We start from the raw sequence: 22,954 nt of genomic DNA, 5'->3' as shown, positions 1-22,954 counted from the left end.
GGACCTGCTTTTCACGCGAATCCGGTAGCAGGTCCTTCGCTGCGCTCAGGAATACAGGACATTCATTCGTAGCGCGGGAACCGCTGCGCGATGTCGGTGCCGGTGAAATGCCCGACCCATCCGTCCGGTTCGGTGAAGAAGCGGATCGCGACGAAGCTCGGTTCCGGCCCCATGTCGAACCAGTGGGTCATGCGGTCCGGCACCGCGATCAGGTCGCCGCTTTCGCACAACACTTCGAACACCTTGCCGTCGACGTGCAGGGTGAACAGCCCGGAGCCGGCGACGAAGAAGCGCACTTCGTCTTCCTTGTGGAAATGCTCGTCGAGGAATTTCTTCCTCATCTCCCCGCGGTTCGGGTTGTCCGGCGCGATGCTCACCACGTCCACGGTGCGGAAGCCGTTGGCTTCGACCAGGCGGTCGATGTCGGCGCGATAGGCGTCCAGGATTTTGTCGTGCGGATCGCCGGGTGCGATCGGTTGGCTCGCGTCCCACTGCTCGAACGCGACGTCGATGTTCGCCAGTTCCGCCGCCATTTCGCCGCGATCCGAGGTCGCCAGCAGCGGCGATGCGGGATCGTTCTCGTCGAAGATGCGCAGGCGGCTCATTTCAGGGTCCTCAGTTCCAGCTCGCAGCCCAGCAGGAATTCGAAGGCCTCGAGGTGGCGGCGCGCCTCGGCCATGTCGCGGCCCCAGGCGTAGAGGCCGTGGCCGTCGATCAGGTAGCCCCACATCGGGCCCTTGTCGAGCAGCGCGTCCACCTGCGCCGCCAGCGTCGGCATGTGTTGCGTGTTGGGGAAGACCGGCACGTCCATCACGCCTTCGTGGGTGGTGTTGCCGGCAAAGGCCTTCTGCAGTTCGTAGCCGTCGAAACGCACGTGGCCCTGGGGGGCGTACAGGCGCGAAGCGACGGTCTGCGTCTTCGAATGCGTGTGCAGCACGCAGCCGATGTCGGGGAAGCGCTTGTACAGCTGCGTGTGCAGCAGGGTTTCCGCGGATGGGCGGTGTTCGCTGCCGACCGCGTTGCCGTCGAAGTCCACGACCATGATGTCGGCTTCGGTCAGGCGGCCCTTGTCGCGGCCGGAGACGGTGATCGCGGCGTGTTTTTCATCCAGCCGGCGGGAGAAGTTGCTGCTGGTCGCGGGCGTCCAGCCGGCCAGCGACAGCTCGCGCACGTTGGTGATGATCTCGCCGGCGAGGTGGCGCAGGTGCTGGGCGTCGTAGGGCAGGGATGCGTCCATGCGGGGAGTTTAGCGAACAAAGAAAAACCCGGCGTGGGCCGGGTTTTTCGTCGGTCGGATCGCGCCGGTCAGGAGCCGGATCGGGCCAGGCGGCTGTGCCGGTAGCCGTACAGGAAGTAGATCAGGAAGCCGATCGCGGTCCAGCCGAGCATCAGCGCCCAGTTGTGCATGGTCATGGTCGACAGCAGGATGAAACAGCTGACCACGCCGGCGAGGCAGACGAACCAGACGAAGCGGATCCGGAACGGCCGCGGCAGGTCGGGCTGCGTCCGGCGCAGGATCAGCACGCCCGCGCAGACCGCGGCGAACGCGATCAGCGTGCCCATCGAGGTCAGGTCGCCGAGCACGTCGAGCGGGAACACCGCCGCCAGCAGCGCGATGCCGATGCCGGTGATCACGGTATTGATGTGCGGCGTGCGGTAGACGGGGTGGATGCGCGTGAACACCTGCGGCAGCAGGCCGTCGCGCGCCATGATCATGAAGATGCGCGGCTGGCCGATGATCATCACCAGCACCACCGACGACAGGCCGATCAGCGCGCCGATCTCCACGATCACGCGCAGCCAGCCCAGTTCCGGGTGCGCGGCCACGGCCGTCACCACCGGTTCGTCGGTGCCCAGTTGCGCGAACGGCACCAGCCCGGTCATCACCGCCGCCATCGCCACGTACAGCACCGTGCAGATCGCCAGCGACAGCAGCATGCCGATCGGCAGGTCGCGCTGCGGCTTGTGCGATTCCTGCGCCGCCACCGAAACCGCCTCGAAACCGATGTAGGCGAAGAACACCATCGACGCGCCGCGCAGCACGCCGTCCCAGCCGAAGCGGCCCGGGGCCTCGTTCGCCGGGATGAAGGGATGCCAGTTGCCCGGATCCACGTATTTCCAGCCGGCGGCGATCACCAGCACGATCAGCCCGGTCTTGAGCAGCACCATCGCCATGTTCATCGACGAGGATTTGCGGATGCCGACGTAGCACAGCCACGTCAGCAACAACACGATGCCCGCGGCCGGCAGGTTGGCGATGGCGCCGGTCGGTTGCAGTTTCGCGTCCAGCGGCGCGTTCACCCATTGCTCCGGCAAATGGATGTTGAAGTGGTCGAGCAGGCTCAGGAAGTACCCCGTCCAGCTCACCGCCACCGCGGATGCGGACACGCCGTATTCGAGCACCAGCATCCAGCCGATGAACCAGGCCGCGAGTTCGCCGAGTGTGGCGTAGGTGTAGGTATAGGCGCTGCCGGATACCGGCACCATCGCCGCGAATTCGGCGTAGGCCAGCGCGCAGAACGTGCAGCAGATCGCCGCCAGCACGAACGAGAGCATGATCGCCGGGCCGGCGTGTTCGGCCGCGGCTTGCCCGGTGATCACGAAGATGCCGCCGCCGATCACCGCGCCGATGCCGAGCGCGGTTAGTCCCCACGGGCCGAGGGTGCGGTGCAGCTGCAGTTGCCCGGCTTCGTCGTTGACGGCCAGCGGGTGTTTGGTGGCGAAGAGTCGATTCATGGCGCGGATCCGATACAGGTCTTCGGGAATGCGAAGGCCGGCGACGGGGCCGGCCTTCGGGTGCGTCGCGGCTTTTACGGGCCGGGATCGGGTCCCTCGTGGAACTTAGGCGGCTGTTCCAGGTGGGCATCGCCTTCCGGTTCCTGGTTGCCCGGGGCCAGGTAGCTGCGACGCTTGCCGTAGAGCAGGTAGAAGACCAGCCCGATCACGCCCCACACCACGAACACCGACTTCGCGACCCAGCTCAGGTTGACGAAGAGCAGGGCGCAGCCGAGCACGGCGAGCGGACACACGATCCAGGCCATCGGCGTGCGGAACGGGCGCGGGCGGTTCGGCTGCACGCGGCGCAGCATCAGTACGCCGATCGACACCATCGCGAACGCGAGCAGGGTGCCGGCGTTGGAAGTGTCCGCCAGCTTGCCGACCGGGAACAGCGCGGCGCAGATCGCTACGACTATACCGGTGATGACCGTGACCACGTGCGGGGTGTGGAAGCGCGGATGGATCCGCGACAGCATCTCCGGCAGCAGGCCGTCGCGCGACATCGTGAAGAAGATGCGGGTCTGGCCGAACATCATCATCAGGATGACCGACGGCAGGGCGAGGACCGCGGCCAGCGCGATCAGGTTGCCGACCTGCGCGAAGCCGAGCAGGCGGATCACATGGGCCAGCGGCTCGTGGCTGCACACCAGCTTGTCGGCGTTGGCGGCCAGCGCGCACGCTGCGGTCATCGCCGGCGAGCCGGGATCGAGCGCCACGCCGTCCGCACCGAACAGCGGCTGCGCGCCGACCGAACCGGCGGCGCCGTAGCCGACCAGCAGGTAGAAGATGGTGCAGATGCCCAGTGCGCCCATCAGCCCGATCGGGATGTTGCGGTTCGGGTTCTTGGTCTCCTCGGCGGCGGTGGAAACCGCGTCGAAGCCGACGTAGGCGAAGAAGATCGAGGCCGCGGCGCCGAGCACGCCGACGCCACCGGTCGGGCTGCCCCAGCCGGTGGGCATGAACGGATGCATGTTGGAGCTCTGGACCGCCGGCAGCGCGAGCGCGATGAATGCGGTCAGCGCGATGATCTTGATGGCGACCAGCACGGCGTTGACCTTGGCGCTCTTCGAAGTGCCGATGACCAGCAGCCAGGTCACCGCGACGCCGATCAGGAAGGCCAGCAGGTTGAAGCCGCCACCGGAGAAATAACCCGTCTGCAGCCATGTGGGCAGCGAGAGCGAGCCCGGCGCGACCAAGCCGAAGATGCCGCTGTTGAGCAGGCCGTTGACGTATCCGGACCAGCCCACGCAGACGGCAGTCGCGCCGATGGCGTATTCGAGCACCAGCGCCCAGCCGACGATCCAGGCGATCACCTCGCCCATCACGCCGTACGTGTAGGTGTAGGCCGAACCCGACACCGGGACCATGGACGCGAGTTCGGCGTAGGCCAGGGCCGCGAGGCCGCAGACTACCGCGGCGATCACGAAGGCGATCATCATCGCCGGGCCGGACTTCTGCGCCGCTTCCGCGGTCAGGACGAAGATGCCGGTGCCGATGACCGCGCCGACGCCGAGCAGCGTGAGCTGGATCGGGCCGAGCTGGCGATGGAGCGATTTCTTCTCGGCTGTTGCGAGGATGTGATCCAGCGGCTTGACGCGCCAAAAGAGCATATCGTTTCCCCAAGGACTGAATGCAGCAGTCGCCGACCTTAACCGTGGCGTGGACGGGGCACAAGCGCCATCGGTGGCCGGTCGCATCGCGGGGATAATGGCCGGATTCCAGATCGCCATGGTCCGCGCCCCGCATGCCCGCATTCATCGCCGCGCTCGATGCCTACCGGCAACGCCATCCGGACGAAGCCGCCACCGTGGCGCAGTTCGCCGAACTTGCGCAGGAACAAGACGCGGATCCGTACCGGCGCGAACGGCTCGAAGGGCACTTCACCGCTTCGGCGTGGCTGGTCGATGCCGATGGCCGGCGCGCGCTGCTCACCCATCACCGCAAGCTCGACCGCTGGCTGCAGCCGGGCGGGCACGCCGACGGCGACCGTGACCTCGCCCGCGCGGCGCTGCGCGAGGCCGAGGAGGAATCGGGCCTGCGCGACCTGGTGGTCGAAGGCGAACTGTTCGACCTCGACCGGCACTGGATTCCCGAACGCGGCGCGGAACCGGGGCACTGGCACTACGACGTGCGTTTCGTCGTGCGCGCGACCGGCAGCGAGGAATTCGTCGTCGGCGAGGAATCGCACGATCTGGCGTGGCGCGACATCGGAGCGATCGCGAACGATCCGGCCAGCGACGCATCGCTCAGGCGGATGGCGGGGAAGTGGATGGCGCGTGCCGGCTCCCCGTAGGAGCGGGTCGGACAGCGATTCGGCTGTCAAAAGCGGTAGCCGCGACTGCTAGATGCGGACGCACTCGCCTTGCACATGCAAGGTCTGCTGGTCGCTGACTCCACGCACGATCTGCTTGATCGCAGCAAGGTAGGGACGGTATTGGGCTGCGACCTCTTCGCACTGTTCGATTACCAGCGTCTGTGATTTGCCGGATTTCTGGAAGTGGAAGAACTGAGCATTCGGGGCGGGATCCATGCCCCGGCAATCGGGCTTTTCAGCGACCTTCGCGGACCAAAGATCGCCAGCGTCTACCAATCCCTTGACGGCATCGAAGCCGGCTTGGCCGATATCCAAGCGTCGTTCGGGATATTCAGTCCCGCAATACAGGGGCTTGTAGGTCTTTGTCTTCGAATCGAAGGTCCCCGTTCCATCGTAGACCTGGAAGGAGAAGCCATCGTCGCTCGAATACGGGGTTTCATCGAATGGACGATGCGCACATGCGACCGAGAGGCAGACTGCAGCGATGGCGAGAAGCGCGTTCCGAACGTTCATGCTGCAACTCCTGCGGGCCCATTTTTTTCGCGAAATTTGTCGCGGCTAAAGCCGCTCCTACAGGGGAAGATCGAAGCAGATCAATACAACACCCGTGTCCGCAGCGTTCCTTCGATGGAATCGAGCGCATCGCGCAGTTCGCGTGCCTGTTCGTCGCCGGCGCCGCTGACGTCGATCACCACGTAGCCAACGTTCGCGTCGGTGCGCAGGAACTGGCCGTCGATGTTGATGCCGCGGCTGCTGAACACCGCGTTGACCTGCGACAACATGCCCGGCACGTTGCGGTGGATGTGCAGCAGGCGATGGCTGCCGTCGTGTTCGGGCAGGCTGACTTCGGGGAAATTCACCGCCGACAGCGTGCTGCCGTTGTCGCTGTAGCGCACCAGCTTGGCCGCGACCTCGATGCCGATGTTGTCCTGCGCCTCGAGCGTGCTGCCGCCGACATGCGGGGTGAGGATGACGTTGTCGAGCCCGCGCAAAGCGGATTCGAACGCTTCGCTGTTGCCCTTGGGCTCGGTCGGGAACACGTCCACCGCGGCGCCGCCGAGGCGGCCTTCGCGCAAGGTGGCGGCGAGCGCTTCGATGTCGACCACGGTCCCGCGCGAGGCATTGATCAGGTGCGCACCTGGTTTCATCCGTGCCAGTTCCCGGGCACCGACCATCCACTGCGTCGCCGGCGTCTCCGGCACATGCAGGGTGACGACGTCGCTGCGCGCCAATAGGTCGCCGAGGTCGGCGGCAGGGCGGGCGTTGCCGAGCGCGAGCTTGGTCTCGATGTCGTGGTACAGCACCTGCATGCCCAGCGCCTCGGCGAGCAGGCCGACCTGGGTGCCGATGTGGCCGTAGCCGACGATGCCTATCGTCTTGCCGCGCGCCTCGTGGCTGCCCGCGGCCGATTTCGACCAGCCGCCGCGGTGGCATTCGGCCGACTTGTGCGGAATCCCGCGCAACAGCATTACCGCTTCGGCCAGCACCAGTTCGGCGACGCTGCGGGTGTTGGAATAGGGCGCGTTGAACACCGGCACGCCCTGCAGTTCAGCCGCGTCCAGGTCGACCTGGTTGGTGCCGATGCAGAAGCAGCCGACCGCGAGCAGGCGCTTGCCCTGCGCCAGTACCTCGGCGGTGAGCTGGCTGCGCGAGCGGATGCCGAGGATATGCGCGTCGGCGATGGCGCGTTTCAGCGCGTCTTCCGGCAGGGCCTGCGGCAGCAGCTCGATCCGGCTGTAGCCGGCGGCGCGGAAAGTGTCGACCGCGTTCTGGCTGATGCCTTCCAGCAGCAGCACGCGGATGTCGCCCTTGGGGTAGGAAGTCTTTTTCATCGTCGCGATTTTGACAGGAAAGGCGAGGAGCAAACGGTCGGGAATGCTCCCGTAGAATCGGCGGATGACCGACCTTCGCCTCGATGCGCTGCGCCACGCCTTGCCGGGACTCCGCCTGCTGGACGCAGCCGCCGACCTCGAGCACTACGGTCGCGACGCGACCCGGCGCTGGACGCCGGCGCCGCTGGCCATCGCGCAGCCGGCCAACACCGGCGAAGTGCAGGGCATTGCTCGCTGGGCGAACGAACATCGCATCGCGCTGGTGCCATCGGGCGGGCGCACCGGCCTGTCGGGCGGCGCGGTCGCGGCGAACGGCGAGCTCGTCGTCAGCCTGGAACGCATGCGCCGGGTGCTGGCCTTCGATCCGGTGGATCGCACATTGACGGTCGAAGCCGGAATCCCGCTGCAGGCGGCGCAGGACGCGGCGCGCGAACACGGCCTGCAATATCCGGTGGATTTCGCTTCGCGCGGCACCGCCACGATCGGCGGCGGCATCGCCACCAATGCCGGCGGCGTGCGCGTGCTGCGTTACGGCAACACCCGCGAATGGATCGCCGGACTGAAACTGGTGACCGGCACGGGCGAATTGCTCGACCTCAACCGAGGCCTGCTCAAGAACTCCAGCGGCTACGACCTGCGCCATCTCGCCATCGGCGCCGAGGGCACGCTCGGGATTGTGGTCGAGGCGACGCTCAGGCTCGCCGATCCGCCGCCGCCGACCGGCGTGATGCTGCTGGCGCTACCCGGCTTCGATGCGATCATGCCGCTGTTCGCGCAACTGCGGCGAACGCTGCGGCTGGAAGCCTTCGAGTTCCTGACCGACAAGGCGCTGCGGCACGTGCTCGCGCACAGCGGAAAGGATCCATTCGATTCCACGCACCCGTACTACGTTCTCACCGAATTCGAGGTCGACGAAGCCGCCGCGCTGTCCGCGTTCGAACATGCGGTCGGACAAGGCTGGGTCGAAGACGGCGTGATCGCCGCGAGCGAAGCGCAGGCAGCGGAACTGTGGCGCCTGCGCGAAGGCATCAGCGAAAGCCTCGCGCCGCATACGCCGTACAAGAACGACGTCGCGGTGCGGGTGTCGGCGATGCCGGCCTTCCTCGCCGAAGCCGATGCATTGCTTGGCCGCGAATACCCGGATTTCGAGGTCGTCTGGTTCGGGCACATCGGCGACGGCAACCTGCACATCAACGTGCTCAAGCCGGCGGGCATGGCGCAGGGGGCATTCGCCGAACGCTGCGGCGGCGTCACCGTGCATCTCGCCGAACTGCTGGAAAAGCACGGCGGCAGCATTTCCGCCGAACACGGCATCGGGCTGGCGAAGAAGCCTTGGTTGCTCGGCACGCGCAGTGCCGCCGAGATCGAACTGATGCGCGGGATCCGCCGCGTGTTCGATCCGAACAGGATCATGAATCCCGGCAAGGTGTTCGATCCTTGATCCGGTCGCGTTTGTAGGAGCGCGCTGGAGCGCGACTGGCGCGCGGATATGTATGGCGGGTCGCGCTCGAGAGCGCTCCTACGGGGAAAGGCGCGCTTCCAGCCGCTCGCGCATCGCCGGCCATTCCACGTCGAGGATGGAATAGCAGACCGTATCGCGCAGGCCGCCATCCTTGTGTCGCTTGTGCTGGCGGATCACGCCGTCCCTGTGCGCGCCGAGGCGTTCGATCGCCGCCTGCGAACGCAGGTTGTGATGGCTGGTGTGCAGGTACACGGTGCGCATGCCCACCGTGTCGAAGGCATGGCCGAGCAGCAGGCGCTTGCAGGCGGTGTTGACGTGGGTGCGCTGCGCACTGGCGCGGTACCAGGTGTAGCCGATGGCGAGCGTCGGCACCGACAGGTCGATGTCGTAGTAGCGCGTGCTGCCGAGCACCGTGCCGTCGTCGCGCAGCACCGTGAACGGCAGCATCGTGCCCGCGGCCTGCCCGTCGAGCGCGGCCTGCACGTATGCCGAAACGGCGTCGACGTTCGCAAGCGGGGTGTTGGTGTAGTTCAGCGCACCGAGGTCGCCATCGGCACTGGCTTCGACCAGGCCGTCGACGTGCGCCGGCGACAGCGGCACGAGGCGCACGCCCCAGCCGGAAAGTTCGACCGGTTGCAGGCGCGAGGCTTCAATCATCGGATTCGATATCTGCTTCGTATTCGTCGAGCAATTGCAGGATCTTCGGATCGCCGGCGTAAGCGGCCTTCAGCGCGGAAAGGCGCTTGTCGGTGCCGGTGCAGGATTCCTTGATCGCTTCGAGGATCTGCTTCTTGCGGACTTCTTCCGGATCGTCTTGATGATCCGGCCACGGTTCACCGCGCCAGTGGTCGCAGGCGTCGCGCATGTCGATGAAATCGCGAACATCGGCCGGATAACTGCAATGGCCAAGCCGATCGACAGGACCCTTCGGCGGCACGCAATCGGAGGCGATGGTCGGTTTGGACGGAACCTCGGATACGGCTTTCGTCTCCGGTGCCGTCGGAGCGGACGTGCCATGGCATCCGGCACTGCCCAGCACGAGCAGTGCCGTGATGCCGATGCGGGCGAAATTACTCCGCACGCCCCGCGAACTCGCCGGTGACGGTGTTCACCCACACCTTCTCGCCGTTGCCGATGTACTCCGGCACCATGATCTCGATCCCGGTGCTGAGCCTGGCCGGCTTCGGGCGCTTGGTCGCGGTGCCGCCCTTGAGCTCCGGCGGGGTTTCGACCACTTCGATCGCCACGCTCTGCGGCAACTGGATCGCCACCGGCGCATCCTCGATCAACTGCACGTAGATGCCGGCCAGGTCGTCGACAATGTAGCCGGCGTTGTCGCCGACCACGTCCGCGTCCAGCGTGTACGGCGTGAAATCCTCGTCGTCGAGGAACACGAAGGCCTCGCCGTCCTTGTACGAATACGTCGCCTGCCGGCGGCTCATGTCCACTTCGCGCAGGTCGTCGTCGCCGTCGAAACTGGCGTCGAGCTTGCTGCCGCCGGGAATCGAATACATGACGAAGCGGAAGCGCACGTTGCCGCCGCGGCCTTGCGGCGAGCTGCGCTCGATGTCGCGGACCTGGTACACGCCGCCGTTGTGTTCGACGACGTTGCCTTTCTTGATGTCGTAAGCCTTCATTGTGTTTCTCGTTTTTGTAGGAGCGGACCTGGCCGCGACTGTTTTTCGGGAAATGCCGGGTCGCGCCCGGGTGCGCTCCTACAGGGATCTGGTCACTTCGGAGCGAGCCGCGTCGCGCCGTCGAGGCGGATGGTCTCGCCGTTCAAGTAGGTGTTGCCGAGGATGTAGGCGACGAGGTCGGCGAATTCCTCTGGCTTCCCCAGGCGCGACGGGAACGGGATCGACGCCGCCAGCGATTTCTGCACATCGTCGGGCATGCCGTCGACCATCGGCGTCCAGAAGATGCCCGGCGCGATGGTGTTGACGCGGATGCCGAAGCGGGCGAGCTCGCGCGCCATCGGCAAGGTCATGCCGACCACGCCGCCCTTGGACGCCGAATACGCGGCCTGTCCGATCTGGCCTTCGTAGGCGGCGACCGAGGCGGTGTTGACGATCACCCCGCGCTCACCGTCGATGCCGGCCTCGTTGCCCTGCATCAGTTCGGCGCAGGCCTTGGCGACGTTGAAGCTGCCGACCAGGTTCACCATCACCGTGGCCTGGAACTGCGACAGCTTCATCGAGCCTTCGCGGCCGAGCACGCGGCCGGCGCCGAGGATGCCGGCGCAGTTGATGCAGGCGTTCAACCCGCCGAGGAAATCGCGCGCGGCAGTCACGTTTCCGGCCACGCCGGCCTCGTCGGTGACATCGGTCTTGAAGAACGCGGCCTTGTCGGCGCCGAGTTCGGCCACCGCGGCAGCGCCCTTCTCTTCGTTGACGTCGAACAGCGCGACCTTGCCGCCATTGGCGACCAGGCGCTGGGCCACGGCCAGGCCGAGGCCGGAAACGCCGCCGGTGACCACGGCGCGGACGGATGCGAGTTGCATGGGGATTCCTGCGGGCGGAAAACCGCGATTTTACCGGATGGGGATTCCGACCGTAGGAGCGCCCTTCAGGGCGCGACAGTCGCACCGTGAACGGTGCTCCTACAGGTCCCGGAGATAGAACGTATTGCAGCCGCCGTGCCCGGTGGCGCCCATCGGCCCGTCGATGCGGCGGAAGCCGCTGCGTTCGTACAGGCGCATGGCCGCGTCCATGCCGCGCAGTGTCTCGAGGTAGCATTGCGCGAAGCCGGCCGCGCGCGCGGCGTCGAGGCAGCGCGTCATCATCGTCGCGCCGGCGCCGAGGCCGCGCGCCTCGGGCAGGAAGTACATCTTGCGCAGTTCGCAGACATCCCCGTCGCCGCCGGCCAATGGCGCGACGCCCGCTCCACCCAGCACCACGCCGCCGCGTTCGAACACGAAGTAGGCGTGCCGCGGTTCGGAATACGCACGGCTCATCCAGTCCACTTCCGGGTCGTTGATCGCGAAGCCCTGGCCGCTGGCGCCGAATTCCGGCATCACCGTGCGGATGATCGCGGCCATCGCCGCGTCGTCGGCGGGCGCGATGGGACGGATGGTGTCGCCCGGCATCATCCGGCGCGGCGCTGTTCTTCGAGCATGCGGTAGCCGAATTCGTCCGCGTGCAGGCCGGGCGCGAACAGGAAGCCCTGGCCGACCGGCACGCCCAGCCGCAGCAGGAAATCGCGCTGGGCTTCGGTTTCGATGCCTTCGGCGACCACGCCCAGGGCGAGGCTGCGGGCGATGCCGGCGACCGCCTGGCAGACCGCGATGTCCGAGGAATTGCCGGGCACGCCGGACACGAACAGCTGGCTGAGCTTGAGTCCGTGGATCGGCAGCCGGCGCAGGTAGTTGAGTGCGCTGTAGCCTTCGCCGAAATCGTCGATGGTCAGCATCACCCCGAGCGCGCGCAGTTCGGCGAAGGTGCGCATGGTGTCCGGGGCGTCCTCGATCAGCACGCGTTCGGTGAATTCGAGTTCCAGCGCCGCGCCGGGCAGGGAGAATTCGCGCAAGGTATCGCGCACGGTCGCGGCGAGGTCCTCGCCGAGGAACTGGCGGTAGGAGACGTTGACCGCGATGCGCACGATGCCGAGCCCGGCGTCGCGCCAGCGCGCCGCCTGCAGGCAGGCCTCGCGCAGCACCCAGCGGCCGATGCGGATGATGTCGCCGGTGTTCTCGGCGTGGCCGATGAAATGGTCGGGCCGCATTTCGCCGAGCTGCTGGTTGCGCCAGCGGATCAACGCCTCGGCGGCGACGATGCGGCCCTGGCGCAGGTCCACCTGCGGCTGGTACACGAGGTGGAATTCGTTGTTGTCGGCGGCGCGGCGCAACTGCGCTTCCAGCTTCAGCTTTTCCTGCTGCGACTGGACCAGCGCCGGGGTGAAGCGCTGGAAGCTGTTGCGGACGCGGCGCTTGCTGTCGTACATCGCGGCGTCGGCGTTCTGGATCAGGACCTGCGGGCGCTGGCCGTCCTCGGGCGCACAGGCGATGCCGATGCTGGCGGTGACCGGGAATTCCTCGCTGCCGAAGCGGAAACCGTCGCTGAAGGCGTCGAGGATGCGCCCGGCGATGCGCTCGGGCAGGCCGGGGTCGTCGCCGGCGTGGCAGAGCACCAGGAATTCGTCGCCGCCGAAACGCGCGCACAGGCCCTCGGTGCCGGTGGCATCGCGGATGCGCCGCGCCGCGGCCACCAGCAGTTCGTCGCCGGCGGCGTGGCCGAGCACGTCGTTCACCGCCTTGAACCGGTCGAGGTCGATGTACAGCACCGCGATCGTGCCGGCGGCCAGGTCGCCCATGCGCATGTCGAGTTCGCCGAGGACGGCGTCGCGGTTGAGCAGGCCGGTGAGTGGGTCGGTGCGCGCTAGCACGCGCAGGGTTTCCTCGTCCTGCTTGCGCTCGGTGATGTCCTGCAACGTGCCGGTCATGTTGGTGCCGGCGGCGCTGGAGTTCGCTTCGCCGATCACGCCGATCCAGAAGGTGCGGCCATCGGCGCGGCTGCCCATGCATTCGATGGCGAAGCCGGCGCCGGAATCGGCGGCCTGGCGCAGCGCCTGTTGCAGGGCGGTGCGATCGGGTTCGCGCAGCGCGGCGAGCATGTCGTGCATGGTCGCGGGCACCTGCGCCTGGCCGAGGATGCGCGCCGCCTCGTCGGTGAGGTACAGGCGGTCGCTGCCCGATTCCCATTCCCAGCCGCCGATGCGGGCGAGGTCCTGCACGCGGTCGAACAGCCTGCTGTCGCGCTTGAGCGCGGTGACGTCGCTGAACATGGACAGCACCTGGTAGGGCTTGTCCGAGCCGGGCTGGAACTGCGGCACGCAGGTGACCGAAAGCCACTTCAGCACGCCCTTGTCGCGGTTGTAGAAACCGAGCACGGTGCTGTCGACGCGCTTGCCGGTGCGTTGCACGTAGGTCGCGGGGCGCAGTTCCTCCGGGACTTCGCGGCCGTCCTCGTCGAGGGTCAGCCAGACGTCGTTGCGCAGCGTTTGCTCGAGGCCGAGCCGCGTGTCCAGTTCGAGGATGCGCATCGCGCCGGCGTTGGCGTGGGTGATCCTGCCGGTGGCGTCGCGGACGATGATGCCCTTGTCCACGGTTTCCATCAGTTCGCGGTAGCGCAGTTCGGCCTCGGCGCGCGCGCTGAGGTCGCGGGCCACGGCGACGATGCAATCGCGGTCGTCCTGGCGGAGCAGGGCCGAGTGCACTTCCACCGGGAAGCGGCTGCCGTCGGCGCGCTTGTTGGTGACTTCGATGACGTAGGTCTCGCCGCGACGCAGCGTTTCCCACACCGGCACCAGGTGTCCCTCGGGGAGTTCCGGGTTCAACACCTCGATCGGCTTGCCGATGATGTCCTCGCGCGGCAGCTTGTAGGCGTTCGACCCGGCCTTGTTGAGGTCGAGCACGGTGCCGTCCCAGGCGAGGACGCTGACCGGATCGGGGACCGCGTCGAACAACGCGCGGTAGCGTTCGTGTTCGCGTTCGGTTTCCGCGTTCGCGGCGAGCAAGGCGTCGCGCGCCTGCCCGAGCAGGCGCTTCTGCGCTTCGTCGAGTTGCGGGTCCCGCAACGCCCGTTCCAGCGCGGAAAGCGCCTCCGCCGCGCGCGTCGCGGCGTCGCTTCCCGGCTGGTCGCTGCGGTTCATGCCGCGGCCAGCGCCTTGCCCACCCGGCTGCCGGTATCGCGGCCCAGCAATCCGGCGAGCCAGCGCCCGGTTGCGGCCAGCGCGTCGAGGTCGATGCCGGTGCGGATTCCCAATCCGTGCAGCATGTACACCACGTCCTCGCTGGCGACGTTGCCTGTGGCGCCCTTGGCATACGGGCATCCGCCGGCGCCGGAGACCGCGCTGTCGACCACGGCCACGCCTTCCTCGAGGCAGGCGAGCACGTTGGCCAGCGCCTGGCCGTAGGTATCGTGGAAATGCACCGCCAGCGCCGGCATCGGCACTTCGGCGGCGACCGCCTGCAGCATCGCGCGCGCCTTTCCGGGCGTGCCGATGCCGATGGTGTCGCCCAGCGAAATCTCGTAGCAGCCCATTGCATGCAGCGAACGCGAAACCCGGACCACGTCGGCCAGCGGCACCTCGCCCTGGTAGGGGCAGCCGAGCACGGTGGAAACGTAGCCGCGTACTTTCACGCCATCGGCCTTCGCCCGCGCCAGCACCGGTTCGAAGCGGCGCAGCGATTCGTCGATGCCGGCGTTGGTGTTCTTCAGGTTGAACGCCTCGGACGCGGCGGTGAACACCGCGACTTCCCCGGCGCCGGCGGCGCGGGCGCGTTCGTAGCCCTGTTCGTTCGGCACCAGCACCGGGTAGGAAACGCCGGGCTTGCGCGAAATGCCGGCCAGCACCTCGGCCGCGTCCGCCATCTGCGGCACCCATTTCGGGCTGACGAAGGCGGCGGCCTCGATGCTGCGCAGCCCGGTCGCGGACAAACGATCGATCAGCGCGATCTTGTTCGCGGTGCCGATGTCGAGCTTCTCGTTCTGCAGGCCGTCGCGCGGGCCGACCTCGACGATGCGTACTTCGGCGGGATAGGCCACGTCTAGGCCTCCAGCGTCGCCAGCACCGCGTCGGCCTCGACGAACTCGCCCGGCGTCGCGCGCACTTCGGCGACGACGCCGTCGCGCGGAGCCTTCAACGCGAGTTCCATCTTCATCGCTTCGATCACCAGCACCACGTCCCCCGTCTTCACCGCGTCGCCGGGTTTGGCCTGGACCAGCACCACGCGGCCGGGCATCGGCGCGCGGATGCGATGGTCGCTGCCGCCGCCGGACTCCCCCTGTCGACGATACACCGCCTCCGCGCGCAGGCGCAGCCGCTGGCGCCCGTCGTGCACCCGTACGTCGTCGCCGCGCGATCCGGCGAGGAAACGATGCATCGCGCCATCGATGCGCGCGCTCAGCGCGCCGCCGTCGAGCCGCGCGCCGGAGACCTCGTGGGTCGCACCATCGACTTCGATCCGATAGTCGCCGCCGTGGCCGTGGGCGATCAGTTCGATCCGCCGGCTTTCGACAGGAGAGCTGCCGTCGGCGAATGCGAGCCTCCGCGCGCCGCCATGGCCCAGTCGCCAGCCGTCGGCGATGGCCCAGGGCGAACCCGGGTCGTCGCTGCGCGCGGCGTCCGCCCGGGCCGCGTCTTCCTGCACGAGCAGGCGCGTAGTCGCGACGGCGAGCAGCAGCGCCGGATCGCGTTCGGTCGGGGCGAGGAACTCGTCGAGGTGGCGATCGAGGTAGCCGGTGTCGATGGTCGCGCCGACGATGGCCGGATGCCGCACGAGGCGTTCGAGGAAGGCGATGTTGGATTTCGGCCCGGCGATCTCGCATTCGGCCAGCGCATCGCGCAGGCGGGCGAGGGCGCGCGGGCGATCCTCGTCCCACACGATCAGTTTGGCGATCATCGGGTCGTAGAAGATCGTGACGGTGTCGCCTTCGACCACGCCGGAATCGATGCGCACGTTTTTCGATGCCGATGGAAGTCGCAGCGTCTGCAGGGTGCCGGAACCGGGCAGGAAGCCAGCGTCCGGGTCTTCCGCGTACAGCCGCACTTCGATCGCATGCCCGCGTTGCACGACCTGCTCCTGCGCCAGCGGCAACGTCTCGCCGGCAGCGATGCGCAGCTGCCATTCGACCAGGTCGAGCCCGGTGACTTCCTCGGTCACCGGATGTTCGACCTGCAGGCGCGTGTTGATTTCCATGAAGAAGAACTCGCCATTCGGCGCGACGATGAATTCCACCGTGCCGGCGTTCGCATAGTCGATCGCATGCGCGGCCTGCACCGCGGCCGCGCCCATGCGCGCGCGCAACTCCGGCGTGAGGAATGCGGAAGGCGATTCCTCAAGCACCTTCTGGTAGCGGCGCTGCGCCGAGCATTCGCGTTCGCCGAGGTGGATCGCGCCGCCGTGCGAGTCGCCGAACACCTGGATCTCGATGTGGCGCGGATGCTCGATGTAGCGTTCCAGCAGCACGCGGTCGCGGCCAAACGCGTTCGCCGCCTCGCGCTGGCAGCTTTGCAGGTTCGTCGAGAATTCTTCCGCGTTGCGCACGATGCGCATGCCCTTGCCGCCGCCGCCATGCGCGGCCTTGATCATCAGCGGGTAGCCGATGCGGTCGGCTTCGCGTTGCAGCACGTCGGGCGACTGGTCTTCGCCGGTGTAGCCGGGCACCACCGGCACGCCGGCCGCGGCCATCAGGTCCTTGGCGCCGGCCTTGCTGCCCATCTTGCGCATCGACGCGCCGGAAGGGCCGATGAAGGCGATGCCCGCGGCTTGCACGGCGTCGGCGAAGTCGGCGTTCTCGGACAGGAAGCCGTAGCCGGGATGGATCGCCTGCGCGCCGGTTTTCTTCGCGACTTCGATGATGGCATCGCCGCGGAGGTAACTGTCCTGCGGGCGCGGGCCGCCGATGCGGTGCGCCTCGTCGGCGAGGCGCACGTGCTGCGCGTCGGCGTCGGCGTCGGAGAACACCGCCACGGTGCGGATGCCGAGCTTGCGCGCGGTGCGGGTCACCCGGCAGGCGATTTCGCCGCGGTTGGCGATGAGGATGGTGTCGAACATCAGTCGGCGATCCTCATTCCACGATCCAGTTCGGTTTGCGTTTGTCGAGGAAGGCCGACAGGCCTTCCTGTCCTTCCGGCGAAACGCGCAGTTTCGCGATCAGCGCGGCGTTGTCGGCATCGTGTTTCGCGCCATCGGCGTGCGCGGCGACATCGCGCACGAGTTGCTTGGCGCTGGCCGATGCGATGGGCCCCGCCTTCAGCAGCAGGTCGATCTGTTTCTGTACGGCGGCGTCCAGTGCATCGGCGGCCACGACCTGGTGCAGCAGGCCGATGCGCAGCGCTTCGGCGGCGTCGAAGATTTCCGCGCTGGCGAAATAACGCCGCGCGTTGCGCGCACCGATCGCGGCGATGACGTAGGGCGAGATCACCGCCGGCAGCAGGCCGAGTTTGGCTTCGGTCAGCCCGAACTTCGCTTCCGGCACGCCGATGGCGATGTCGCAGCAGGCGACCAGCCCGACGCCGCCGCCGAAGGCCGCGCCTTGTACACGGGCGATGGTCGGTTTCGGCAATTCGTCCAGCGCGCGCATCAGGCGGGCGAGGGCAAGCGAGTCCTCGCGGTTCTCGGCTTCGCTGGCGGCGGCCATGCCGCGCATCCAGCTGAGGTCGGCGCCGGCGGAGAACGACGCGCCTTCGGCTTCCAGCACCAGCACCCGCACGGCCGCATCGGCCGCGATCCGTTCCAGCGCAGCGGTCAAGTCGGCGATGAGCCCGGCATCGAAGGCGTTGTGCACCTGCGCGCGGGCCATTCGCAGGCGGGCGACCGGGCCGTCGTGGTGCAACTGCAGGGCTTCGCTCATGCGCTGGTCCGGGCCGGGCGTGCGGGATGAATGCCCATGATAGCGGCCGCGTGCGACACGTCGGTCCGGCGCGGGCCGGTGCTAGAATTGAGAACAATTCCCATTCTCCGGCGACGCGCCCCGAACCATGACCCTGACCGAACTCGCGCGGCGCACGCCTGCCATCGTCGAGGCCGTGGAGGAGCGCGCGCCGAACGATCCCATCGCGCGGCGCCTGCGCGAACTCGGCTTCGTCGCCGGCGAGCAGATCGAAGTGGTCGCGGCCGGCCCGCTCGGCGCCGAACCGCTGCTGGTGCAGGTCGGCTTCACCCGTTTTGCGTTGCGTCGCGCCGAGGCCGCGCGCGTTCGCTTGCGAAGCAACGAGGGCGGCGCATGAACGCCGCCGTCGCCATCGCGGATCGGGGGCTGCATGCGAAGGGCACGCATCCCGGGAATCCGCGCATCGCCCTGGTCGGCAATCCGAACTGCGGCAAGACCGCGCTGTTCAACCAGCTCACCGGCAGCCGGCAGAAGGTGGCGAACTACGCCGGCGTCACCGTCGAACGCAAGGAAGGCCGGCTCACCGCGCCCTCCGGCCGCCATTACGCGGTGCTCGACCTGCCCGGCGCCTACAGCCTCAACGCGGCCAGCCTCGACGAGGCGGTGACGCGCGACCTGATCCGCGGCTTCTATCCCGGCGAACCCGCGCCGGACCTGCTGGTGTGCGTGGTCGATGCCACCAACCTGCGCCTGCACCTGCGTTTCGTGCTGGAACTGCGAGCGCAGGGCAAGCCGATGCTGGTCGCGCTGAACATGGCCGACGCCGCACGCCGGCGCGGCATCGCCATCGACGTGGACGCGCTGCAGCGCGAACTCGGCATGCCGGTGGTGGAAACGGTGGCCGTGCAGCGCGGTGGCGCCGATGCGCTGGTGAAGCAGCTTGAGGCATCCGTGGCGATGCCGCACGAAGCGCCGTCAGGTTTGCCGGCCGATGCCGATCTGCACGCCGAAGTGCGACGCCTGCTGTCGCTGGCGGTGAGCATGCCCCGGCGCACCGCGGCGATCGACGATGCGCTGGATCGCTGGCTGCTGAATCCCGTGATCGGGTTGCTGGCTTTTGTCGTAGTGATGTTCCTGATGTTCCAGGCGGTATACGCATGGGCCACGCCGTTTTCGGATGGCATCGATGCAGGTTTCAAGTGGCTCGGCGAGCAGGTCGGCGTGTTGCTCCCGCAAGGGCCGCTCAATAGTCTGTTATGCGATGGCGTGATTGCAGGTGCCGGCAGCGTGATTGTTTTCCTGCCGCAGATCCTGATCCTGTTCGCCTTCATCCTTGCACTCGAGGAATCCGGCTACTTGCCGCGTGCGGCGTTCCTGCTCGACCGCAGCATGGCGGCCGCCGGTCTTTCCGGACGCAGCTTCATCCCGCTGCTGTCGAGCTTCGCCTGCGCAGTCCCCGGGATCATGTCCACGCGTTCGATCCAGGATCCGCGCGACCGGCTTGCGACGATCCTGGTCGCACCCTTGATGACTTGCAGTGCACGCTTGCCTGTATACAACTTGCTTATCAGCGCGTTCATTCCGGCGCAAAAAGTTGGTTGGTTCAATTTGCAAGGCCTGGTGCTGTTCACGCTCTACGTAGCAGGAATTGTCTCTGCCGTCGTTGTATCACTCGTAATGAAGAAGTGGCGACGCGACAAGAGCGAGCACGCGTTGTTGCTGGAACTGCCTTCGTACCGCATCCCGCATCCTCGCGACCTGCTGATCGGCCTGTGGGAACGCGCGATGATCTTCCTCAAGCGCGTCGGCGGCATCATCCTCGCGCTGACGATCCTGTTGTGGTTCCTGCTGTCGTTCCCGGGCGCACCCGCGGGCGCCGCAGGCCCCGCGATCGACTACAGCTTGGCCGGCCGCATCGGCCACGCGATGACCGCGGTGTTCGCGCCGGTCGGTTTCAACTGGCAGATCTGCATTGCGCTGATCCCCGGGCTGGCCGCACGCGAAGTCGTGGTGTCATCGCTCGCGACCGTGTACGCGCTGTCGGTGTCCGACGATGCCGCGGCGCAGGCCTTGTCGCCGCTGATTTCGCAGGGCTGGACGGTGGCGACGGCGCTGTCGCTGCTGGTGTGGTTCATCTACGCGCCGGGCTGCATTTCCACGCTCGCCACGATCAAGCGCGAAACCGGTTCGTGGAAGAAGATGGCCGCGGCCACGGTTTACCTGTTCGGACTCGCCTACGCGGCTTCGTTGGTGACTTACCAGGTCGCGGTTGCGATGGGAGCCGGCTGATGTCGACGGGGCTGCTCGCGCAGTACGCGGTGATCGCGCTCGCTGTGGTCGCAAGCATCGCGGTGGTGATGCGCAAGCAGTTCCCGAACGCGACGCGCAGGCTGCGCATCGCATTGGCGTTGCCGTTGTTGCGCGAAGGCGCGCCGGCCTGGTTCAAGCCGCTCGGTCGTGCGATCGCGCCGCCAGCGCGCGTCGCAGGCAAGGGCTGCGACGGCTGCGACAACTGCGGCCCGGACTGAAGATCAGCGCCGGCGCCCGGGCGCCGAAACTTCCACCGAAAGCGTGAACGTGCGTTCTTCGTTCGGCTGCAGCGCACCGACGCCGACCAGCTGGCGCGCGACTTCCTCGCCGCGCGCGTTGCGGATGGTCAGCAACATCGAGTATTCCCACGCCGGGCCTTCGCCCGGGTGGCGGATCGCGCCTTCCACGCGCAAGGGCGAATGCGTTTCCGGTGCGTTGGCTGCCTGCGCCGCGGAGTCGTAGCGCAGGTGGCCGCGGCAAGCAGGACAGACCGCCGCACTTTCGAGGATGGTCGCCTTGCAGTGCGGACAGGCGCGGGTGGCTCCGGCGGTGGCGGGGCGGGCCGTGGCCTTCACCCGTTGCCGCGTTCGCTGCCGTTGCGGGCCGAGGCTTTGTCGCCCCAGTTGCCGCATTCGACGTGACCGCGGATGCGCGAGCCGGAAGCGACGGTCAGCGTGTCGGCCTTGAGGTCGCCGTGGATGGCGCCGGAATTGGTCAATTCGACCTGCGAGGCGGAATCGATGTTGCCTTCCAGTTCGCCGGACACGGTGACCTTGTTCGCGCGCACGCCGCCGGCGAGCTTGGCGCCCGGTTCGATGGTGAGATCGCCCTGGACGTTGACGTCGCCCTTGAAGCGGCCGGCGATGCGGACGTGGCCGCTGCCTTCGATCTTGCCTTCGATGGTGAGGTCGGAGGCGATCAGCGATTCCTTCGCGGTGTTCGCGACCGGGCGCGGGCCCGTGGCGGGCTGCGTTGCGGGCGATTCGGCCGGCGTCGGCGCGGCATCGCGCGGCGGCAGCGGATCGGCGGCGAACGAGGGCGCGACATCCTTTTTCGCGGCGGGTTGCGGGGTGTTGAAAATGGCCATGCTGGTGACTTCCTCCGGGGGATGCAGAAGACGCCCGCGCTCACGCGGGAGGCCGAGCCTAGCACGGCTTCCACGACAAATTCTTGATGCAATGCCACAACTTCCGACGCCAAGTGCGCGTCATTGTTGAAGACAGGGAGGTTACATCCTGAATACGCCGAACTTCGCGGGTTCGATCGGCGCGTTGAGGCTGGCGGAAAGTCCGAGCCCAAGTACGCGGCGGGTATCGGCCGGGTCGATGATGCCGTCGTCCCACAACCGCGCGCTTGCGTAGTACGGGTTTCCCTGCGATTCGTACTGATCGCGGATCGGTGCCTTGAACGCGTCTTCTTCCTCCGCGCTCCAGCTCCCGCCCTTGGCTTCGATGCCGTCGCGCTTGACCGTGGCCAGCACGCTCGCGGCCTGTTCGCCGCCCATCACGCTGATGCGTGCGTTCGGCCACATCCACAGGAAACGCGCGCCGTACGCGCGTCCGCACATCGCGTAATTGCCGGCGCCGAAACTGCCGCCGATGACCACGGTGAACTTCGGCACGCTCGAACATGCGACGGCGGTGACCATTTTCGCGCCGTCCTTGGCGATGCCGGCCTGTTCGTATTTCCTGCCGACCATGAAGCCGGTGATGTTCTGCAGGAACACCAGCGGGATGCCGCGCTGGTTGCACAGTTCGATGAAGTGCGCGCCCTTGAGCGCGCTTTCCGAGAACAGGATGCCGTTGTTGGCGACGATGCCGACCGGGTAGCCATGCAGGTGGGCGAATCCGGTGACCAGCGTCTTGCCGTAGCGCGCCTTGAATTCCTGGAAATCCGAGGCGTCGACGATTCGCGCGATCACTTCGCGGATGTCGAACGGGCGGCGCGCGTCCTTGGGCACGATGCCGTACAGCTCCTCGCTTGCGTACAGCGGTTCGCGCGACGGTTGCGTGGCGACGGGCAGCGACTTGTTGCGGTTGAGCGAACCGACGATGCCGCGCGCGATCTCGAGCGCGTGGCGATCGTCTTCGGCGAAATGGTCGGCGACGCCCGAGATGCTGGTGTGCACGTCGGCGCCGCCGAGGGTTTCGGCATCGACCACTTCGCCGGTCGCGGCCTTCACCAGCGGCGGGCCGCCGAGGAAGATCGTGCCCTGTCCCTTGACGATGATGCTTTCGTCGCTCATCGCCGGCACATAGGCGCCGCCGGCGGTGCAACTGCCCATCACCACCGCGATCTGCGGGATGTTTTCCGCGCTCAATCGCGCCTGGTTGTAGAAGATGCGGCCGAAGTGTTCCCTGTCCGGGAAGACTTCGTCCTGCAGCGGCAGGAAGGCACCGCCGGAATCGACGAGGTAGATGCACGGCAGGCGGTTCTCGCGCGCGATCTCCTGCGCGCGCAAGTGCTTCTTCACCGTCATCGGGAAGTAGGTGCCGCCCTTCACCGTGGCATCGTTCGCCACGACCACGACTTCCTGACCCATGACCCGGCCGATGCCGCAGACCATGCCGGCGGCGGGCGCGGCGTCGTCGTACATGCCTTCGGCGGCGAGCGGGGCGATCTCAAGGAAGGGCGAGCCCGGATCGAGCAGGGCGACGATGCGATCGCGCGGCAACAATTTGCCGCGTTCGGTGTGCTTGGCGCGGGCGTTCTCGCCGCCGCCGTCCGCGGCGCGCGCGAGCCGGCGGTCGAGCTCGGCGACCAGTTCGCGATGGAAGGAGGCGTTGTCGGCGAAATCCTGCGAGCGGATGTCGATCTGCGTGGTCAGCGCGGGCATGCGGGCGTCGTCGATGCGTGCGAAGCGACAGGATAACCGCAGCGTCGCTCCGGGAGCCCGCGATACGGCCGCGCGGAAAACGCGAAGGTC

23 protein-coding genes are annotated in these 22,954 nt (G+C 67.5%); 5 read left to right on the top strand and 18 right to left on the bottom strand.

Annotated elements, in window-relative coordinates:
• Positions 1-62: 62 nt before the first annotated feature.
• The 4 genes from FNZ56_RS04080 to FNZ56_RS04065 all read right to left on the bottom strand — a co-directional run bounded on the left by FNZ56_RS04080 (position 63) and on the right by FNZ56_RS04065 (position 4,388).
• Positions 63-605, bottom strand: a complete 543-nt coding sequence (locus FNZ56_RS04080; RefSeq protein WP_143878623.1) for a 1,2-dihydroxy-3-keto-5-methylthiopentene dioxygenase — start codon at positions 603-605, stop codon at positions 63-65.
• Positions 602-1,237, bottom strand: coding sequence for a methylthioribulose 1-phosphate dehydratase (locus tag FNZ56_RS04075; protein ID WP_143878622.1), 636 nt, complete (start codon positions 1,235-1,237; stop codon positions 602-604). The genes FNZ56_RS04080 and FNZ56_RS04075 overlap by 4 nt, the downstream gene beginning before the upstream one ends.
• A gap of 68 nt (positions 1,238-1,305) precedes the next feature.
• Positions 1,306-2,736 carry an amino acid permease gene (locus FNZ56_RS04070; protein ID WP_143878621.1) on the bottom strand — a complete coding sequence of 477 codons (1,431 nt, stop codon included), beginning with the start codon at positions 2,734-2,736 and terminating at the stop codon, positions 1,306-1,308.
• 74 nt (positions 2,737-2,810) lie between these two features.
• Positions 2,811-4,388 carry an amino acid permease gene (locus tag FNZ56_RS04065; protein ID WP_143878620.1) on the bottom strand — a complete coding sequence of 526 codons (1,578 nt, stop codon included), beginning with the start codon at positions 4,386-4,388 and terminating at the stop codon, positions 2,811-2,813.
• A gap of 134 nt (positions 4,389-4,522) precedes the next feature.
• On the opposite strand from FNZ56_RS04065, the gene FNZ56_RS04060 reads away from it, so the two are divergent.
• On the top strand, positions 4,523-5,071 hold the full coding sequence (locus tag FNZ56_RS04060; protein ID WP_143878619.1) for an NUDIX hydrolase: 549 nt from the start codon (positions 4,523-4,525) through the stop codon (positions 5,069-5,071).
• A gap of 48 nt (positions 5,072-5,119) precedes the next feature.
• Here the strand turns inward: FNZ56_RS04060 and FNZ56_RS04055 are convergent, their stop codons facing one another.
• Together FNZ56_RS04055 and serA are read right to left on the bottom strand one after the other, a co-directional pair.
• Positions 5,120-5,605, bottom strand: a complete 486-nt coding sequence (locus FNZ56_RS04055; protein ID WP_143878618.1) for a hypothetical protein — start codon at positions 5,603-5,605, stop codon at positions 5,120-5,122.
• 80 nt (positions 5,606-5,685) lie between these two features.
• The gene (serA, locus tag FNZ56_RS04050; protein ID WP_143878617.1) at positions 5,686-6,924 is read right to left on the bottom strand and encodes a phosphoglycerate dehydrogenase; all 1,239 of its coding nucleotides are present in this window, start codon (positions 6,922-6,924) and stop codon (positions 5,686-5,688) included.
• 64 nt (positions 6,925-6,988) lie between these two features.
• Here serA and FNZ56_RS04045 point away from each other — a divergent pair, with 64 nt between their 5' ends.
• Positions 6,989-8,365: an FAD-binding oxidoreductase gene (locus FNZ56_RS04045; protein WP_143878616.1), complete on the top strand. Its 1,377-nt coding sequence runs from the start codon at positions 6,989-6,991 to the stop codon at positions 8,363-8,365.
• Positions 8,366-8,443: 78 nt separating this feature from the next.
• Here the strand turns inward: FNZ56_RS04045 and FNZ56_RS04040 are convergent, their stop codons facing one another.
• The 9 genes from FNZ56_RS04040 to FNZ56_RS04000 all read right to left on the bottom strand — a co-directional run bounded on the left by FNZ56_RS04040 (position 8,444) and on the right by FNZ56_RS04000 (position 17,739).
• Positions 8,444-9,043 carry a GNAT family N-acetyltransferase gene (locus FNZ56_RS04040; RefSeq protein WP_143878615.1) on the bottom strand — a complete coding sequence of 200 codons (600 nt, stop codon included), beginning with the start codon at positions 9,041-9,043 and terminating at the stop codon, positions 8,444-8,446.
• Positions 9,036-9,251 (bottom strand): hypothetical protein, encoded by a 216-nt coding sequence (locus FNZ56_RS04035; protein WP_143878614.1) that lies wholly within the window; start codon positions 9,249-9,251, stop codon positions 9,036-9,038. The genes FNZ56_RS04040 and FNZ56_RS04035 overlap by 8 nt, the downstream gene beginning before the upstream one ends.
• A gap of 205 nt (positions 9,252-9,456) precedes the next feature.
• A complete protein-coding gene (gene yeiP, locus FNZ56_RS04030) occupies positions 9,457-10,023 on the bottom strand; it encodes an elongation factor P-like protein YeiP (protein ID WP_143878613.1) in 567 nt (188 codons plus the stop codon).
• Positions 10,024-10,115: 92 nt separating this feature from the next.
• Positions 10,116-10,886, bottom strand: a complete 771-nt coding sequence (locus tag FNZ56_RS04025) for an SDR family NAD(P)-dependent oxidoreductase (RefSeq protein WP_143878612.1) — start codon at positions 10,884-10,886, stop codon at positions 10,116-10,118.
• Between the two features lie 99 nt (positions 10,887-10,985).
• The gene (locus FNZ56_RS04020) at positions 10,986-11,474 is read right to left on the bottom strand and encodes a GNAT family N-acetyltransferase (protein WP_143878611.1); all 489 of its coding nucleotides are present in this window, start codon (positions 11,472-11,474) and stop codon (positions 10,986-10,988) included.
• Positions 11,471-14,032, bottom strand: a complete 2,562-nt coding sequence (locus FNZ56_RS04015) for a sensor domain-containing protein (protein ID WP_143878610.1) — start codon at positions 14,030-14,032, stop codon at positions 11,471-11,473. The genes FNZ56_RS04020 and FNZ56_RS04015 overlap by 4 nt, the downstream gene beginning before the upstream one ends.
• Positions 14,029-14,928: a hydroxymethylglutaryl-CoA lyase gene (locus tag FNZ56_RS04010; RefSeq protein WP_143878609.1), complete on the bottom strand. Its 900-nt coding sequence runs from the start codon at positions 14,926-14,928 to the stop codon at positions 14,029-14,031. The genes FNZ56_RS04015 and FNZ56_RS04010 overlap by 4 nt, the downstream gene beginning before the upstream one ends.
• 2 nt (positions 14,929-14,930) lie before the next feature.
• Entirely contained in the window at positions 14,931-16,940 is a 2,010-nt protein-coding gene (locus FNZ56_RS04005; RefSeq protein WP_143878608.1) for an acetyl-CoA carboxylase biotin carboxylase subunit, read from the bottom strand.
• Positions 16,941-16,953: 13 nt separating this feature from the next.
• Positions 16,954-17,739, bottom strand: coding sequence for an enoyl-CoA hydratase-related protein (locus tag FNZ56_RS04000; RefSeq protein ID WP_143878607.1), 786 nt, complete (start codon positions 17,737-17,739; stop codon positions 16,954-16,956).
• 127 nt (positions 17,740-17,866) lie between these two features.
• On the opposite strand from FNZ56_RS04000, the gene FNZ56_RS03995 reads away from it, so the two are divergent.
• The 3 genes from FNZ56_RS03995 to FNZ56_RS03985 are packed head-to-tail and all read left to right on the top strand — an operon-like array spanning position 17,867 to position 20,246.
• The gene (locus FNZ56_RS03995; protein WP_143878606.1) at positions 17,867-18,115 is read left to right on the top strand and encodes a FeoA family protein; all 249 of its coding nucleotides are present in this window, start codon (positions 17,867-17,869) and stop codon (positions 18,113-18,115) included.
• The gene (feoB, locus tag FNZ56_RS03990) at positions 18,112-20,007 is read left to right on the top strand and encodes a ferrous iron transport protein B (RefSeq protein ID WP_143878605.1); all 1,896 of its coding nucleotides are present in this window, start codon (positions 18,112-18,114) and stop codon (positions 20,005-20,007) included. The genes FNZ56_RS03995 and feoB overlap by 4 nt, the downstream gene beginning before the upstream one ends.
• Positions 20,007-20,246, top strand: coding sequence for a DUF6587 family protein (locus FNZ56_RS03985; RefSeq protein ID WP_143878604.1), 240 nt, complete (start codon positions 20,007-20,009; stop codon positions 20,244-20,246). Before feoB ends, FNZ56_RS03985 begins: the two co-directional genes overlap by 1 nt.
• A 3-nt stretch (positions 20,247-20,249) precedes the next feature.
• Here FNZ56_RS03985 and FNZ56_RS03980 read toward each other — a convergent pair whose 3' ends face one another.
• From FNZ56_RS03980 to FNZ56_RS03970, 3 genes are all read right to left on the bottom strand, one after another.
• The gene (locus FNZ56_RS03980) at positions 20,250-20,603 is read right to left on the bottom strand and encodes a hypothetical protein (protein ID WP_143878603.1); all 354 of its coding nucleotides are present in this window, start codon (positions 20,601-20,603) and stop codon (positions 20,250-20,252) included.
• Positions 20,600-21,115, bottom strand: coding sequence for a bactofilin family protein (locus FNZ56_RS03975; protein WP_143878602.1), 516 nt, complete (start codon positions 21,113-21,115; stop codon positions 20,600-20,602). Before FNZ56_RS03975 ends, FNZ56_RS03980 begins: the two co-directional genes overlap by 4 nt.
• A 141-nt stretch (positions 21,116-21,256) precedes the next feature.
• Entirely contained in the window at positions 21,257-22,864 is a 1,608-nt protein-coding gene (locus FNZ56_RS03970; RefSeq protein WP_143878601.1) for a carboxyl transferase domain-containing protein, read from the bottom strand.
• Positions 22,865-22,954 lie beyond the last annotated feature (90 nt).

The sequence above is a fragment of the Lysobacter lycopersici genome, assembly GCF_007556775.1.
Taxonomy (GTDB): domain Bacteria; phylum Pseudomonadota; class Gammaproteobacteria; order Xanthomonadales; family Xanthomonadaceae; genus Pseudoluteimonas; species Pseudoluteimonas lycopersici.
Note: the sequence above shows the minus strand (reverse complement) of the source record. Positions and strands in the feature narration are given on the sequence as shown.